Consider the following 14,427-nt stretch of genomic DNA (forward strand, 5'->3'; position numbering starts at 1 on the left):
GCGGGCGGACCGGCATCGGCGAGGTCGCGCGCCGGCCGGCAGGAGTCGGCGCGGTCACCGGCGGGCGGACCGGGCTTTGTGCAGTTCGTTGGCGACGGCCGCGAGGAGGAGGACGCCGCCCACGGAGACCTGCTGGTAATTGCTGGACACCTGGAGGAGGTTGAGGGCGTTGGCGACCACACCGAGCAGCACCACGCCGAGGGCGGTGCCGATCACGGTGCCGTGTCCGCCGGCCAGCGAGGTGCCGCCGATGACGACGGCGGCGACCGCGGTCAGCTGGAGCGAGAGGCCGCCCGTGCCGGGGCTGCTGGAGCCCAGCCGGGACAGCAGCATCAGACCGGCCAGACCGGACAGGGCCCCGGTGAGGGCGTACAGGGTGAGTTTGCGCGCCGTGACGTTGATGCCGCTCAGACGGGCCACGTGTTCGTTGCCGCCGATGGCGAAGGCGTCGCGGCCGAACACGGTGAACCGCATGACCAGGGCGGTCGCCGTGAGCACCAGGATCGCGAGGACGAGCAGATAGGGGACGCCGAGGACCTTGTCGTTGCCCAGCGCGAACATCTTGGTGCCGATGGAGACACTGACGCTGTTCAGCACCAGGAGCGCGACACCGTCCAGGAGCGTCGCCGTCGCCAGGGTCACCACGAACGGGGCGACGCGGGTGAACGTCACCACGAGCCCGTTGACCAGCCCGACGACCGTCGCCGGCACCAGCGAGGCGACCACCGTGAACCCGGTGGAGTGGCCGTGCGCCAGCAGTTGCGCCCCGACCGCGGTGGTGACCGAGACGTTGCTGCCCATGGAGAAGTCCATGCCGCCCGCCGTCATCAGCAGAGTGAGACCGGCGGCGATCACGGCGGTGACGCTCACCTGGCGCAGGATGTTGATCACGTTCGTGTCGGTGGCGAACGACTCGGTCTGCAGGGCGGTGACGACCACCACCACGATCAGGACCGCGGTCAGTCCGGTGTGCGGGGCTCGGCGCAGGGCGCCGAGGGAGAACCGGGGCCGGGCCGTTCCGGGCGGGTCCGAGAGGTCCGGGGCATCGTGAAGTGTCTTGACGCTCACTGCGGTTGACCTCCGAGGGCGGTGGCGACGAGTTCGTCGCGGGTGATGGCGGTGATGTCGTGTTCGGCGACCGTGCGGCCGGCGCTGACGACGACCACGCGGTCGGCCAGCCGCATGACCTCGTCGGCGGAGGAGGAGGCGAGCAGCACGGCCACACCCCGAGCGGCGAGGCCGTCGACGAGGGTGTGGATGTCGGCCATGGCGGCGACGTCCACGCCGTTGGTGGGGTCCTCGAGGAAGCAGGCGACGGGCTCGGTCCCGAGCCACTTGGCCAGCAGGACCTTCTGCTGGTTGCCCCCGGACAGGGCGCTCACCGGCGGGTTGCCGGAGAGCGAGACCACCCCGTAGCTCCGCCGCAGCGGTGCCGCGCGCCGGGCGAGCGCCCCGCGCCGGTGCAGGCGGCGGCGCGCGAAGCGGTCGTCAGCGAGCATCAGGTTCTCGTCCAGCGACAGTTCGGGGACCAGGCCGAGGGCGCGGCGGTCCCCGGTGACGCAGCGCAGTCCGCCGGCGAGCGAGGCACGGATCCGGCCGAGCGCCACGGGGGTTCCGTCGACGAGGAGTCGGCCGGTGTCGGGGCGGCGGCGGCCGGAGAGCAGGTCGAACAGCCGGGACTGCGCGTCCCCGGCCGGTCCGAGCACGGCCACGATCTCGCCCTTGCGCACCTCGACGGTGAGGTCCTGAACGGCTCGCCCGTCGTTCAACCCGCGTACCGCCAGGCCGATCTCGTCCTTGGGGGCAGGCCGTGGGGCACGCCTGGAGACGACGTCCCGGCCGACCATGCTGCGTACGAGGCCGGCCGGATCGAGTTCGGCGGCCGGCGCGCTGCGCACCACCGCTCCGTCGCGCAGTACGGTGAGCCGGTCCGCGACGGCCATGACCTCGTCGATGTAGTGCGAGATGTAGACGACGGCGACGCCTTCGTCGCGCAGGGTCCGCACCAGGTCCCTGATCTGCTGGGCGGCCTCCGCGCTCAGGCAGGCGGTCGGCTCGTCGAGGATCAGGATCCGTCCGCCGCGCCGCACTTCGCGCGCGACCTCGACCATGGTCTGCTCGGCGACGGTGAGGGAGCCGGCGGTGCGCTCCACGTCGATGGCGATGCCGAGGTCCGAAAGTGCCTGCCCTGCCCGGGACTTCAGCTCCCTCCAGCGCACCGCGCCGTGCCGGGTGGGCAGATCGCCGAGCATGACGTTCTCGGCCACGGTCAGCCCCATCGCCAGTTCACGGCGCTGCGGGACCGAGGCGATGCCGAGCCGGCGGGCCCTGCGCACGGTCAGGCCGTGCTGGGAACGCCCGTTGATCTCGATGGTCCCGCTGTCGGGCTGGTGGGCGCCGGAGAGGATCTGTACCAGTGTCGACTTGCCGGCGCCGTTCATGCCCATCAGCGCGTGCACCTCGCCGGGGTGGACGTCGAGGTCGACACCCTTGAGGGCGGCGGCCCCGCCGAAGCTCTTGGTGACGCCGCGTACGCGGAGCACGGCCTCGGGTGCCCTTCGGCCTCCGCCGTCGGCGGTGGGCGCGGCCGGTGTCCCGGCGGTCACGGCGGTACCTCCCTGTGTGCTCCGGTCCGTGAGCGGTGTCACGGCCGCGGCCGGTCGTCGTCGGAACGGACCCGCCCGTAGCCGCGAATGTCCGGGAAGGGGGGTTCGCGGTCGGCCTGGAGGTCCACCTGGAAGGTGTTCAGGCACATGCCGAGCATGGTGAAGTTGCCGAGCGCGCCGATGGCGTCGACCAGTCCCTTGGATCCGAAGTGGGCCACCGCGCGGGCGAAGGTCTCGTCCCGCACGAAGTGCTCGTCGAGGACCTCACGGCAGAACTGGTAGAACGCCCGGTCCGCCTCGTCGTCGAAGACCGCCTCGCGCTTCTCCGCGATGGCCTCGACCGCGGCCCGCGGGATGCCCGCGTCGATCGCCTGCTGCACATGGGCGTTCCACGAGTACTGCGCGTCCCAGTTCCGGGCGGCCATCAGCAGCGTGAGTTCGCGCAGGTGCCGGGGCAGACTGCAGTCGAAGCGGGCGAAGGCACCGAGGGATTCGGCGCGCTCGCACATCTCCGGGCTGTGCAGCCAGACCCGGAAGGGCCCGCGGACTGCGCCGCGTCGGCCGGCTATGCGGGCGGCCAATTCCTTTTGCCGCGAATCCATTTCCTCATCGGTGAGTACGGGGAGCCTCATCTGGCCGATACCTGCCTTTTCTTTCCGGCGTGTTTCGGGCACGGATCGGGACGCCGTGCGATGCCAGCCGACGGTACAGCCGGGTTCGAGAAGCTCACCCTTCTCGGATTGCAAGGTAAAACTGCACGCCGGAGGGCCTTCTTTTCGCGGGGCCGCGGCTTAACGTCGTCCGACGCAGCGCCCACAGATCCCGAGGATCGGAGAGAGCTCCGGATGACCACGATCATCAAGGCCGGGTCCGTACCCCTGCTCGACCGCGGCGGCTCCGTCGTGACGACACCGCTGATCACGACTCGGTCGGCCGGCGGCGAGAACCGCATCACGAGCGGCATGAGCGTCTATCCGGTCGGTTCGGGTGCGCCCTTGCACTCGCACAACTGCGACGAGCACGTCACGATCCTCGAAGGCGAGGCGGAGGTCGTCGTCGACGGCGCGGTGACGAAGCTGGAGCGGTTCGACACCACGTACGTGCCCTCGCCCCTCCCCCATCTGTTCAGGAACGTCGGCGACCGTCCGCTGCGCATCCTGTGGGTGTACTCGTCGGGCCACGTGACACGGACCTTCACCGAGACGGGCAGGACGGTGGAACACCTCTCGGACGAGGACCAGATGGGCTGAGACGTCCCTGCCGTGTCCGGGGTCAGCCCGCGCGGTAGAGCGACGTGAGCAGTTCCATCACCGCTGCGGTGGCCGGGTGCGGGTCGTCCCGCCACCAGGCGATCCGTACGGCGACCGGCTCCGCGTCGCGCACGGGCCGGTACACGACTCCGGGCCGCGGGTACTGGTTGGCGGTGGACTCCGCCGTCACGCCGACGCACCGGCCCGTGGCGATCACGGTGAGCCAGTCGTCGACGTCGTGCGTCTCCTCGGTCGCCGGGCGGGCGTCCGGCGGCCACAGGTCCGTGGTCGTGGTCCCGGTGCGGCGGTCGACGAGCAGGGTGCGCCCGCCGATGTCGGCGAGCCGGACCGAACGGCGCCTGGCCAGCGGGTCGTCGGCGGCCAGGGCGCACAGCCTCCGTTCGAGTCCCACGATGGCGGAGTCGAACCGCCGGTCGCCGGGCGGCCTGCGGACGACGGCGAGGTCACAGGCCCCCTCGGCGAGCCCGGCCGTGGCCGAGTTGACCCGCACCAGGGTCAGTTCGGTCTCCGGATGCCGGTCGGCCCAGCCTCGCTGGAAGGGCAGCGTGTGCCGGCCGAGCGCCGCCCAGGCGTAGCCGATCCGCAGCTGGGCGGTGCCGGACGTGGCCTGGCGGACCAGTTCGTCCACGTCGGCGAGGACCCGGCGGGCGTGCGCGACGACACGCAGACCGGTCCCCGTCGGGGTGACCTCGCGGGAGGTCCGCCGCAACAGCCTTGTCCCGAGGGCGCGTTCGAGCGAAGCCAAGGTGCGCGACACCGCCGCCTGGGAGACGCCCAGCACCTGGGCGGCGTCGGTGAACGTGCCCTCGTCCACGATCGCGACGAGGCAGCGCAACTGCCGGAGCTCCACATCCATGACTCAAGCGTATAGATGGTTCGGCGCATGCATTTTGCGCAAGAGTGCTCCCGGCGCACGATCGGGCCATGGACGCAACGCCCGCCCCCGCGGCGGCATCAGATCCCGCTTCGGCCCCGGCACCGGGTGCAGGTCCGGCTTCCGCTCCGGGTCGGCTCGCCACCGGCCCGGCCCCTGGCGCACGCACCGGCACCGGCGGAGGCACAGGTTCCGGCACCAGCACCGGCGCAGGCACAGGTTCCGGCTCCCGTGCCCGGTGGCCGGCCGTGGCGACGATGTTCGTCAGCGGCCTGTCCAACCAGATCGGGGCCGCGGTCGGCTCCCTCGCCTTCCCCGTCCTCGGCCCCCTCGGCGTCGTCGCCGTCCGGCAGTACGTCGCCGCGCTCGCGCTGACCGCCGTCGCACGGCCCCGGCTGCGCACGTTCACCTGGCGGCAGTGGTGGCCGGTGCTGCTGCTGGCCCTCGTGTTCGCGGCGATGAACCTGTCCCTGTACAGCGCGATCGACCGGGTCGGCCTCGGCCTCGCCGTGACCCTGGAGTTCCTGGGTCCGCTCACCGTGGCCCTCGCCGCCTCACGTCGCCGGGTGGACGCGTGCTGTGCGGTGATCGCCGCGGCGGGAGTCGTCACCCTGATGCGCCCTCAGCCCTCCACCGACTACACCGGCATGGCGCTGGGGCTGCTCGCCGCGGTCTGCTGGGCGTCGTACATCCTGCTCAACCGCACCGTCGGCCGGCGCATCCCGGGAGCGCAGGGTTCGGCGGCCGCGGCCTGCCTGTCGGCCCTCGTCTTCCTGCCGGTCGGTGCGGTCGTCGTCCTCCACGACCCCCCGACCGCGGGCGCCGTGGGGTACGCCGTCGTCGCCGGTGTCCTCTCCTCGGCCGTGCCCTACCTGGCGGACCTGGTGACCCTGCGCCGCGTGCCCACCCAGACCTTCGGTCTGTTCATGAGCGTCAACCCCGTCCTCGCCGCCGTCGTGGGATCCGTCGTCCTGGGGCAGACCCTCGGTCCGTGGGAGTGGTCCGCCATCACGGGGGTCGTCTGCGCGAACGCACTGAGCATCCTGTCGTCGCGCGCGTGACGTCTCGGTGCGCGGCCCACACGGACGCGTGGTCCGGCGCACCCGTACGGCACGCACGCGGGGCGCATCCGTACGGCACGCGTGCGGGGCGCACCGCGTACGGCATGAACGCGGTGCGCCGGGACGATCCCGGGCCGGCCGGGGCCGGAAGGCCGGCCGGGCCACGGATCTCGTACGTTGATCATCGGCGCCGGGCGGATCGGTCCGGCGCCCCGCACGGGGGACCTGGCTTGTGCGGTGCCGCTCGACACTCTTCGAGGAAGGTCTCGTACCTTGACAGCCAACGGTCCACTCCCGCACGCCCGTTCTGCGGTGCTGCGCGCCGTCGGAGCGCTGCCCTGCACGCTCGTCGTCTGCCGCGGCTGCTGCTGCGGCAATCCGCGCAAGTATCCGCAGAGCGATCACGCCCGCCAGCTGGCGCGGCTGCGGGCCGGTGCCGAGGCCTCCGGGGGCCGGTTCGCGGTGCGTACGACGGACTGTCTCGGCCCCTGTGACCAGGCGAACGTGATCGTGGTGCGGCCGTCGGCCGAGGGGCGGCGCGGCGGGGGCCGGGCCGCCTGGATCGGATTCGCCCTGGACGACGACTGCACCGAGGAGCTGATCGGCTGGGCGACGGCCGGAGGTCCCGGCGTCGCCCGGCCGCCGGCCGCGCTGGAGCTCCAGTTCGTCCGGCCGCCGCGCGGGGCCCGGTCCCGGGGACGCCGCTGACGCGGCACGGACCGTCACGGCGCCCCGCTGACCGCCCGCCTCGCGCGCGAGGCGCTCGGCACGGACCTCCCGACGCCCCGTGCCCGGACGTGCGAGGCGGAGCGGTCCTGGACCCGCGTCGGGGCAGGACCGCTCCGCCCGTGTCACCGGACCGGCGTCTCGCGGGACGCCGTGGCCGGTGCGGGCGCGTGGCCGGTGGGCCGTGCGGTGAACACACCGCGGCCCTGGGTGCGGCTGCGCAACCGGGTCGCGTAGCCGAAGAGTTCGGCCAGCGGCACGGTGGCGGTGATCACCGTCGCGTCCGCCCGTGTCAGCGAGCCCGAGACCCGTCCGCGGCGTGCGGCGAGATCGCCGAGCACCCCGCCCACCGCGTCGTCGGGCACGGTGACGGTGACCTCGGCCACCGGTTCCAGGAGCGCCATGGTGGCGGCCCGGAGCGCCTCGCGCAGCCCGAGGCGGCCGGCCGTGCGGAACGCCATCTCCGAGGAGTCCTTGGAGTGGGTCGCCCCGTCGGTCAGGGTGACCCGCAGCCCGGTCACGGGATGGCCGCCCAGCGGACCCTCCGCCAGGGCGTCCCGGCAGCCGGCCTCCACCGCGCGCTCGTACTCGCGCGGCACGCGGCCGCCCACGACCGTCGAACGGAACTCGAAGCCCGTCGCGCTTCCGTCGCCCGGCGCGGCCTCCAGTGGCTCCACGTCGAGCACGACGTGGGCGAACTGGCCGGCGCCGCCGTCCTGTTTGACGTGGCGGTAGACCAGACCGGACACCCCGCGCACGACGGTCTCCCGGTAGGCCACCTTCGGGCGGCCGACGGCGACCTCGATGCCGTGGGCCCGCCGGATCTTCTCCACCGCCACCTCCAGGTGCAGTTCCCCCACGCCCGACAGCGTCGTCTGACCGGTTTCCGGGTCGGTGCGGACGACGAGCGAGGGGTCCTCCTCCGCGAGCCGCGCGAGCGCGGACACCAGACGGTCGGTGTCGACGGCCCGGCGCGCCTCGACCGCGACCGACACCACGGGCTCGGCGACCGCGGGCGGTTCGAGGAGCAGCGGAGCCGTCGGGGCGCACAGAGTCGCCCCGGCGTGGGCGGACTTCGGCCCGATCAGCGCGACGATGTCGCCGGCGACGGCCGTGTCCAGCTCCGCGTACCGGTCGGCCCGGACGCGCAGGATGCGGCTGACCCGTTCGGTGCGCCGTGCTCCCACGTCCACCACTGTCTCTCCCTTCCGGATGGTTCCCGAGTACACCCGCGCGTACGTCAGCCGGCCCGTCGCCGTCGCGTTGACCTTGAACACCAGGGCGGCGAACGGCTCCTCGGGGTCGGCGGTCCGCTCCTGCCCCGCGTCGTCGCCGGTGCCGCGTACGGCGGGCACGTCCAGCGGCGAGGGCAGATACGCCACGACGGCCTCCAGCAGCGGTTCGATCCCGCGGTTGCGGTAGGCCGAGCCGCAGAGCACCACGACGCCCTCGCCGGTCCGGGTCAGGTCGCGCAGCGCCGAGGCCAGCGTGGAGGCCCGCACGGTGGAATCGGCGCAGAACTCCTCCAGCGCGGACGGGTGGAGTTCCGCCACCGCCTCTTCGAGGAGCCTTCTGCGCCGCCGTGCCTCGTCCAGCAGGGCTTCCGGCACCGGGCCCTCCTCGGCGGTGTCGCTGCCGTCGGCCCACACGAGGGACCGCATGCGCAGCAGGTCCACCACTCCGGTGAAGGTGTCCTCCGTACCGATCGGCAACTGCACGACGAGCGGCGCCGGATGGAGCCGCTGCCGGATCGACTCGACGGCCGCGTCGAGGTCGGCGCCGGCGCGGTCCAGCTTGTTCACGAAGGCGATCCTCGGGACGCCGTGCCGGGCGGCCCGCCGCCACACCGACTCGCTCTGCGGCTCGACACCGGCCACGGCGTCGAACACCGCGATCGCGCCGTCGAGGACCCGGAGCGAGCGCTCCACCTCGTCGGAGAAGTCGACGTGGCCGGGTGTGTCGATCAGGTTGATCCGGTGGCCGTCCCAGGCACAGGTCACGGCCGCGGCGAAGATGGTGATGCCACGATCGCGTTCCTGGGAGTCGAAGTCGGTGACGGTGGTGCCGTCGTGCACCTCTCCGCGTTTGTGTGTGGTGCCGGTGGCGTAGAGGATCCGCTCGGTGACGGTGGTCTTGCCCGCGTCGACGTGGGCGAGGATGCCCAGATTGCGGACGGTGGACAGGGGGCTGCTCAGGTGACGGTGCAGGTCGGTGCGCACGGCGCATGGCCTTTCAGGTGATCCGGATCGGGTGGCGCGATTCCCGGACGGCGGCCCCTGGTTCGGGCCGTGGGGGATCTCCTGCACACCGCACCGCGACGCGGCGGGCGCATGCCGCCGCGTCGGCGCCGACGGACCGGGCCGTCGGCGGGCGCACACCTGGGCAGCCGGAAGGCTGCCGGCGTGCGCGGTACGGACGGGTGGTGACCTGTCGGTGTGAAGGGCGAGGGGCGGAGATCAGACGGTCGTCTCGGGCCTCCGGTACCGGCCGCGCAGCGGGTACCGGGCCCACGAGGACACGAGGATCACCTCGTACAGCGACGGGGGAACCACGACAGCGGTGCGGTCACGCACGGCCCGGCTCCCCTCACTCGTCACGATGCGCGGCGCCGATGCGGCGGTGCGCGAATATGTGAGGAGTCTAGGGAAGCAGGGTCCCGCCTCGCACCGGAATATCCCCGGACCGCCGGCCGCCGCCTGACCCGCGACCCACGACCGACCCGCGACCGGCGATCGCCGCTCCACCGCCGGTCCCCACCGTGCCGAACGGCCGCCTCCCCGGGTACCGGTCCCCACCGAGCCCAACAGCCACCCCACCAGGCACCCGTCCCCACCGTGCCCAACAGCCACCCCACCGGGTACCGGCCCCTGTCCGGCCGAGCGGCCCCCTCGCCGCTGCCGGGCAGCATCCGCACGGCCCGCCGCGGCGGCCGCAGGCCGCGCCCCGCCGATCGGCATCGGCGCAGGTCGGGCATCGTGCCGGACACGGCGCGCACACCCCTGTCGGCGCTCGTGGGAAGTCGCGATAGCGTCTCCTCGGCACAGCGGCTCGGGCCGCGCACAGGTCTCACACGTCGGGATGGTCATGCGCGAGGATGCGATCGTCGAGGCTGCCGAGGGAGTGCACCTGGTGCACGGCAGCAACACGAACTGGGTGGTTCTGAGCGACGGCGACGCCGCCACCCTGATCGACACCGGCTATCCCGGCGACCGCGGGGAACTCCTCGCCTCCCTCGAAGCGCTCGGCCACGCGCCCGAGGCCGTCCGTGCCGTCCTCGTCACCCACGCGCACAACGACCATCTCGGCTCCGCCGACCATCTGAACCGCGTCTTCGGCGTCCCGGTCCTGATGCACGAGGCGGAAGTGCCGCACGCGCGCCGTGAGTTCCTGCACCAGGTGAGCGTGGGACAGGTGCTGCGCCAGGGGTGGCGCCCCGGGGTGCTGCCGTGGGCGGTGCACGCCCTGCGGTCCGGCGGCAAGGCGGACGTACGGATGACGCAGCCCGAGGCATTCCCCCAGGAGGGAGCGCTGGACCTGCCCGGACGTCCAGTGCCGGTGCACACCCCGGGCCACACGCCGGGGCACTGCGTCTACCATCTGCCGGACGCCGGGATCGTGATCTCCGGTGACGCCCTCGTCACCGGGCATCCCACCGCACGGGGGCGCGGCCCGCAGCTGCTCCCGGAGATGTTCGACACCGATCGCGACGGCGCTCGTACCTCCCTCGCGCGCATCGAGTCCCTCCCCGCCGACATCCTGCTGCCGGGCCACGGCCCCGTGCACCGCGGCGCGGTGGGCGAAGCGGCACGTCGCGCCCGCGAACTCGCCGGCTGAGGGGCCGGGCCCGACAGATCCCGCGGCGGGCTAGCCGAGTTCGAGCGTGGTCACTCCGTAGACGCGCTCTCCCGCGAACGGCCTGACGGGTCCCGTGTACATGCGGGCCGTCTCGAAGGAAGGCGTCAGGCCGAGTTCCTCCGCGAGAGCGACACCCGTCGTGTTCGTCTGCGGCACGTCCATGGCGATCGGGCGGCCGGCGGCGTCGTCGGCCAGCGCGGCGATCAGCGCCCGGGCGTCGTCGGCGGTGTCGGCGAACAGCGGGCCGACGCGCAGGGAGTCACGGGCCGGGCGGATCACGGCGTACCCCGTGAGCCGCCCGTCCGCGGCGGTGCGGACGAAGGTGCGGTGGCCCGGACCGGTCAGCCACAAGTCCAGGAACACCGGCCGGTCGGCCGGGTAGCAGGCGCTGTCGTACGCCGTGATGGCCGCCCGGTCCGCGTCCGTGGCGGCCCTGACTCCCGTGGGCGCCTCGCCCTCGGGGACGATCCCGCCGAACCGGGCCGTGCGGTAGGCGAGTTCGAAGCCGGACTGGCGGTAGTTGTCCTGCTGCGCCACCACGCCGTCGAGGCCGACGGTACGGTCGCCGGCGTGCGCGAGGGCCGTCTTCCAGGTGGTGAGGCCATAGCCGCGGCCGCGCAGGTCGGGCCGTACCAGATAGAAGCCCAGGAAGGCGTAGTCGGCGCCGTAGTTGACGACCGAGACGGCCGAGACGGGCTCACCGCCGATGCGTCCGATGAAGAAGCCCTCGGGGTCCTGGGCGAAGAAGCTCGCGCTGTCCGACAGCCCGGGATTCCACCCCTCGTCCGCCGCCCACTCGCCGACCACCTTCCAGTCGTCGATCGAGGCCTGGGCCACGACGAGATGCTCCGGTCCCGGAGAGGTCATGTGGGCGCTCCATTCCGTACGGGGTCGCTTCGGTGCGGTGGTCCGCCGCACGCGCAGCATCCTTCCCGATCTCCGCAACGATCGCAGCCGCAACAGTCCCGTGCCGGGAGAGATTCGGCCAGTCCGGCGAACGACACCCGGGGGCACGGGCAACGGTGTCAACCCGGTCTGTTCTCGGGGGTGTTGTCCCACGGACGGCCTAGGGTTGCCGTCATGAGTGCCGAACACGTGACCCTGCGCCCGGTGACCGAGGACGATCTGCCCGTCCTGGAGCGGTTCCTGACGGAGCCCGAGGTGTCGACCCCCTTCCAGTGGTTCGGCTGGTGGGACATCCGGCGCTGGCGGCGGCAGTGGGCGGACACCGGCCTCATCACCGAGGACGCGGGCCATCTCATGGTGGTGCGGGAGTCCGAGCGGCTGGGATTCGTCGCCTGGCGGAAGGTCTCCTCCAGCCGGACCACGTACTACTGGAACATGGGCATCGCCCTGCTGCCGGACGCGCGCGGCAAGGGCGTGGGGACCGAGGCCCAGCGGCAGCTCGTCCGCTACCTCTTCGCCCACACGCTCGTGAAGCGCGTCGAGGCCGACACCGAGTCGGAGAACGTCGCCGAGCAACGCGCCCTGGAGAAGGCGGGATTCACCCGCGAGGGGGTGCTCCGCAGTGTCGTGTTCCGTGACGGACGGTGGCGTGACGGGGTCCGGTACAGCATCCTCCGCGAGGAAGTCGCACCCGACGACTCGTCCGCCACCGCCTCCATCTAGTCGCACCCGACGGTTCGTCCGCCACCGCCTTCATTGACGCGGCCACGTCACGCGACTAGCTTCCGGGAGCGCTCTCTTCCCCACCTCCCGAACGGAGGCCGATCATGTCGACAACGTTGTCGCAGCATCTGCGAAGAGCCGTGCCCGTCCTCCTCGCCCTCGCGGCGGGCATCACCCTGCCCTCGTCGTCCGCCGCCGCGGCCGGGACGACGCCCGGGGCCGGTCCGACGCCGGCGCTCGCCGCGGCCGTCTGCAACAAGTACTGCGACGCCCGCGATCCCGCCCTGTCCCCGCAGGACCGGACCCCGGTCTCCACCACGCTCTTCTCCCGGTCGATCACCCTCCACTTCGACGACGCCGACGCGATGGGATGGGGGTCGCTGGACAACGGCAGCCCCGGCGACGAGGTCTGGCTCGACCGCTCCTTCGACGGCGGCCGCACCTGGAGCTCCGGCAGCAGGCTCGGCGACACCACCGTGCCCGCGGGACAGCGAGGGTGGCGCACCCTGATGTACAACGTGGACGACTGGAACGCCCGTGGCGTCGGCGCGCTGCGGGCCTGCGGAAAGGCCGGTGACCGCGGCGACATCGCGTGCACCGCGTGGGCGCGCACGACATGGAACGCGGGCGAGCGCCGTACGGCCGCGGCCACGGCCGAGATGATGTTCTACGACAACGCGACCGGGCTCTTCGCGACCACCGGCTGGTGGAACTCGGCGAACGCGCTCACCGCCGTGATCGACAACATCCGGGCGACCGGCATGGGCAGCTACCGCTACGCCGTCGCCACCACCTACGACCGTCAGCTGAACGCCCAGGGCGGGCAGTTCCGCAACGACTACATCGACGACACCGGCTGGTGGGGGCTCGCCTGGGTGGCGGCGTACGACCTGACCGGGGACGCGCGCTATCTCACCACCGCGCGGGCCGACGCCGAGCACATGGCCGCGTACTGGGACACGACGTGCGGCGGCGGGGTGTGGTGGAGCACCGCGAAGACCTACAAGAACGCGATCGCCAATTCGCTCTACATCCAGCTCAACGCCGCCCTGCACAACCGTCTCCCCGGCGACACCGCCTATCTCTCGCGCGCACGGGCGGGCTGGACGTGGTTCGGGTCGACGGGAATGGTGAACTCCGCGCACCTGGTGAACGACGGCATCAGCCTGTCCACCTGCCGCAACAACGGCGGCACCGTGTGGTCCTACAACCAGGGCGTCCTGCTGGGCGCGCTCACCGAGCTGAACCGCGCGACCGGTGACGGCGCGGTGCTGAGCGCGGCCCGGCAGATCGCGGACGCCGCCACCACGTCCCCTGAGCTCAACACTGCGGACGGGATACTGCGGGACCCGTGCGAGACCGGGGACTGCGGGGCGGACGGCCCCTCTTTCAAGGGCGCCCACGTGCGTGGCCTGGGCAGGCTCGACGCGGCGCTGCCCGACCATCCGTACACCGCCTATCTGCGCAGGCAGGCGGATGCCGCGTTCCGCCGGGACCGCACTGCTCTCGACCAGTACGGTCTGCGCTGGACCGGGCCGCCGGACCGGGCCGACGCGGCCCGGCAGCAGAGCGCGCTCGACCTGCTGAACGCCACGCCCTGACGCGCGGGCTCTCCGGTCCGCCGGACTCCGCTCGGGCCCCACCGGTCACGGACCCGGTGGGGCCTTTCGTCGGTGGCCGCGGATCAGCGCACCCCGACGGGCCGGAAACGCCGGTACAGGACGGCTCCGCCCAGCAGCAGCGCGGCGCCCGCGGCGATCGTGGGTACCGTCTGGTCCGCGCCGGTGCTGGCGAGGGCGGGCACCGGCTGACCCGGGGCCTGCTGGGGCACCACGGGGCGGGGATGCGCCTTGGGCGGGGCCGCCGGTGGCGTGGGCGTGGACGGCTGCTCGGGACGGCCGCCGGAGGTGTTCGTCGACTCGTTGCCCACGGCCGCGTTGCCCACCCCGACGACGTTCACGGAGTTGCCGCTGACGTTCACGGGCAGGTCCACCGGCAGTTGCACACCGTTGCCGGACAGCAGCCCGGGCGAATCCTTTCCGCCGCCCTCGGCGACCGCGCCGCCGTGTGTCGAGCTCGCACCCGTCCCCTTCGGCGCTCCCCCGTCACTCCTGGTGGCGCAGCTGTTGCCCGCCGCGGGGTTCAGCAGTCCGACCACGTCCACGGTGTTCCCGCAGGCGTTCACGGGAACGTGCACCGGGAGCTGGATGGTGTTGCCGGAGATCAGTCCCGGCGACCCGGCCGCGGTGCCGTCCGCCGTGGAGTCGGCGTGTGCCGGCATCGTCACGGCGAGCGCACCCGAGGCGGCGGCCGCGGCGATCAACCCATTTCGGGTAGCCCGTTTCATAGGTTTCCTGCCTTCCAGACATCGTCGCGGGCACTCACCCGCATCGCGTAAAACGCAG

General features: G+C 72.7%; 13 protein-coding genes. 6 read left to right on the forward strand and 7 right to left on the reverse strand.

Features of this window, described 5'->3' with window-relative positions:
- Positions 1–54 precede the first annotated feature (54 nt).
- Genes ACSYGO_RS05250 through ACSYGO_RS05260 form a run of 3 tightly spaced genes read right to left on the reverse strand, consistent with a single transcriptional unit; the run spans position 55 to position 3,208 of the window.
- Complete coding sequence (locus tag ACSYGO_RS05250; RefSeq protein WP_426678428.1) at positions 55–1,068, reverse strand: ABC transporter permease; 1,014 nt, start codon at positions 1,066–1,068, stop codon at positions 55–57.
- A complete protein-coding gene (locus tag ACSYGO_RS05255) occupies positions 1,065–2,606 on the reverse strand; it encodes a sugar ABC transporter ATP-binding protein (protein ID WP_460385894.1) in 1,542 nt (513 codons plus the stop codon). Before ACSYGO_RS05255 ends, ACSYGO_RS05250 begins: the two co-directional genes overlap by 4 nt.
- A gap of 38 nt (positions 2,607–2,644) precedes the next feature.
- Positions 2,645–3,208, reverse strand: a complete 564-nt coding sequence (locus ACSYGO_RS05260; protein WP_432186932.1) for a carboxymuconolactone decarboxylase family protein — start codon at positions 3,206–3,208, stop codon at positions 2,645–2,647.
- A gap of 243 nt (positions 3,209–3,451) precedes the next feature.
- Here ACSYGO_RS05260 and ACSYGO_RS05265 point away from each other — a divergent pair, with 243 nt between their 5' ends.
- Positions 3,452–3,856, forward strand: a complete 405-nt coding sequence (locus ACSYGO_RS05265) for a cupin domain-containing protein (protein WP_426678425.1) — start codon at positions 3,452–3,454, stop codon at positions 3,854–3,856.
- Between the two features lie 22 nt (positions 3,857–3,878).
- Here ACSYGO_RS05265 and ACSYGO_RS05270 read toward each other — a convergent pair whose 3' ends face one another.
- Positions 3,879–4,733 carry a LysR family transcriptional regulator gene (locus tag ACSYGO_RS05270; protein WP_432174762.1) on the reverse strand — a complete coding sequence of 285 codons (855 nt, stop codon included), beginning with the start codon at positions 4,731–4,733 and terminating at the stop codon, positions 3,879–3,881.
- A 266-nt stretch (positions 4,734–4,999) separates the two neighbouring features.
- Between ACSYGO_RS05270 and ACSYGO_RS05275 the strand changes: the two genes are divergently transcribed.
- Positions 5,000–5,812, forward strand: a complete 813-nt coding sequence (locus ACSYGO_RS05275) for an EamA family transporter (protein WP_460385895.1) — start codon at positions 5,000–5,002, stop codon at positions 5,810–5,812.
- A gap of 273 nt (positions 5,813–6,085) precedes the next feature.
- Complete coding sequence (locus ACSYGO_RS05280) at positions 6,086–6,520, forward strand: (2Fe-2S) ferredoxin domain-containing protein (RefSeq protein WP_426678422.1); 435 nt, start codon at positions 6,086–6,088, stop codon at positions 6,518–6,520.
- 143 nt (positions 6,521–6,663) lie between these two features.
- Here the strand turns inward: ACSYGO_RS05280 and fusA are convergent, their stop codons facing one another.
- The gene (fusA, locus tag ACSYGO_RS05285; protein WP_460385896.1) at positions 6,664–8,757 is read right to left on the reverse strand and encodes an elongation factor G; all 2,094 of its coding nucleotides are present in this window, start codon (positions 8,755–8,757) and stop codon (positions 6,664–6,666) included.
- An 865-nt stretch (positions 8,758–9,622) separates the two neighbouring features.
- Between fusA and ACSYGO_RS05290 the strand changes: the two genes are divergently transcribed.
- Complete coding sequence (locus tag ACSYGO_RS05290; protein WP_426678420.1) at positions 9,623–10,372, forward strand: MBL fold metallo-hydrolase; 750 nt, start codon at positions 9,623–9,625, stop codon at positions 10,370–10,372.
- Between the two features lie 30 nt (positions 10,373–10,402).
- On the opposite strand, the gene ACSYGO_RS05295 is transcribed toward ACSYGO_RS05290, so the two are convergent.
- Entirely contained in the window at positions 10,403–11,260 is an 858-nt protein-coding gene (locus ACSYGO_RS05295) for a GNAT family N-acetyltransferase (RefSeq protein WP_460385897.1), read from the reverse strand.
- Between the two features lie 213 nt (positions 11,261–11,473).
- Between ACSYGO_RS05295 and ACSYGO_RS05300 the strand changes: the two genes are divergently transcribed.
- Positions 11,474–12,022 carry a GNAT family N-acetyltransferase gene (locus ACSYGO_RS05300; RefSeq protein WP_460385898.1) on the forward strand — a complete coding sequence of 183 codons (549 nt, stop codon included), beginning with the start codon at positions 11,474–11,476 and terminating at the stop codon, positions 12,020–12,022.
- Between the two features lie 104 nt (positions 12,023–12,126).
- Positions 12,127–13,623 (forward strand): glycoside hydrolase family 76 protein, encoded by a 1,497-nt coding sequence (locus ACSYGO_RS05305; protein ID WP_460385899.1) that lies wholly within the window; start codon positions 12,127–12,129, stop codon positions 13,621–13,623.
- 83 nt (positions 13,624–13,706) lie between these two features.
- On the opposite strand, the gene ACSYGO_RS05310 is transcribed toward ACSYGO_RS05305, so the two are convergent.
- Complete coding sequence (locus ACSYGO_RS05310; protein ID WP_460385900.1) at positions 13,707–14,369, reverse strand: chaplin; 663 nt, start codon at positions 14,367–14,369, stop codon at positions 13,707–13,709.
- Positions 14,370–14,427 lie beyond the last annotated feature (58 nt).

It is taken from the genome of Streptomyces krungchingensis (genome assembly GCF_054729265.1).

Excerpts from the sequence above, each read along its gene's own strand:
- ACSYGO_RS05260 (WP_432186932.1), bottom strand. The coding sequence starts at position 3,208 with ATGGATTCGCGGCAAAAGGAATTGGCCGCCCGCATAGCCGGCCGACGC.
- ACSYGO_RS05265 (WP_426678425.1), top strand. The coding sequence starts at position 3,452 with ATGACCACGATCATCAAGGCCGGGTCCGTACCCCTGCTCGACCGCGGC.
- ACSYGO_RS05270 (WP_432174762.1), bottom strand. The coding sequence starts at position 4,733 with ATGGATGTGGAGCTCCGGCAGTTGCGCTGCCTCGTCGCGATCGTGGAC.
- ACSYGO_RS05290 (WP_426678420.1), top strand. The coding sequence starts at position 9,623 with ATGCGCGAGGATGCGATCGTCGAGGCTGCCGAGGGAGTGCACCTGGTG.
- ACSYGO_RS05295 (WP_460385897.1), bottom strand. The coding sequence starts at position 11,260 with ATGACCTCTCCGGGACCGGAGCATCTCGTCGTGGCCCAGGCCTCGATC.
- ACSYGO_RS05300 (WP_460385898.1), top strand. The coding sequence starts at position 11,474 with ATGAGTGCCGAACACGTGACCCTGCGCCCGGTGACCGAGGACGATCTG.
- ACSYGO_RS05305 (WP_460385899.1), top strand. The coding sequence starts at position 12,127 with ATGTCGACAACGTTGTCGCAGCATCTGCGAAGAGCCGTGCCCGTCCTC.
- ACSYGO_RS05310 (WP_460385900.1), bottom strand. The coding sequence starts at position 14,369 with ATGAAACGGGCTACCCGAAATGGGTTGATCGCCGCGGCCGCCGCCTCG.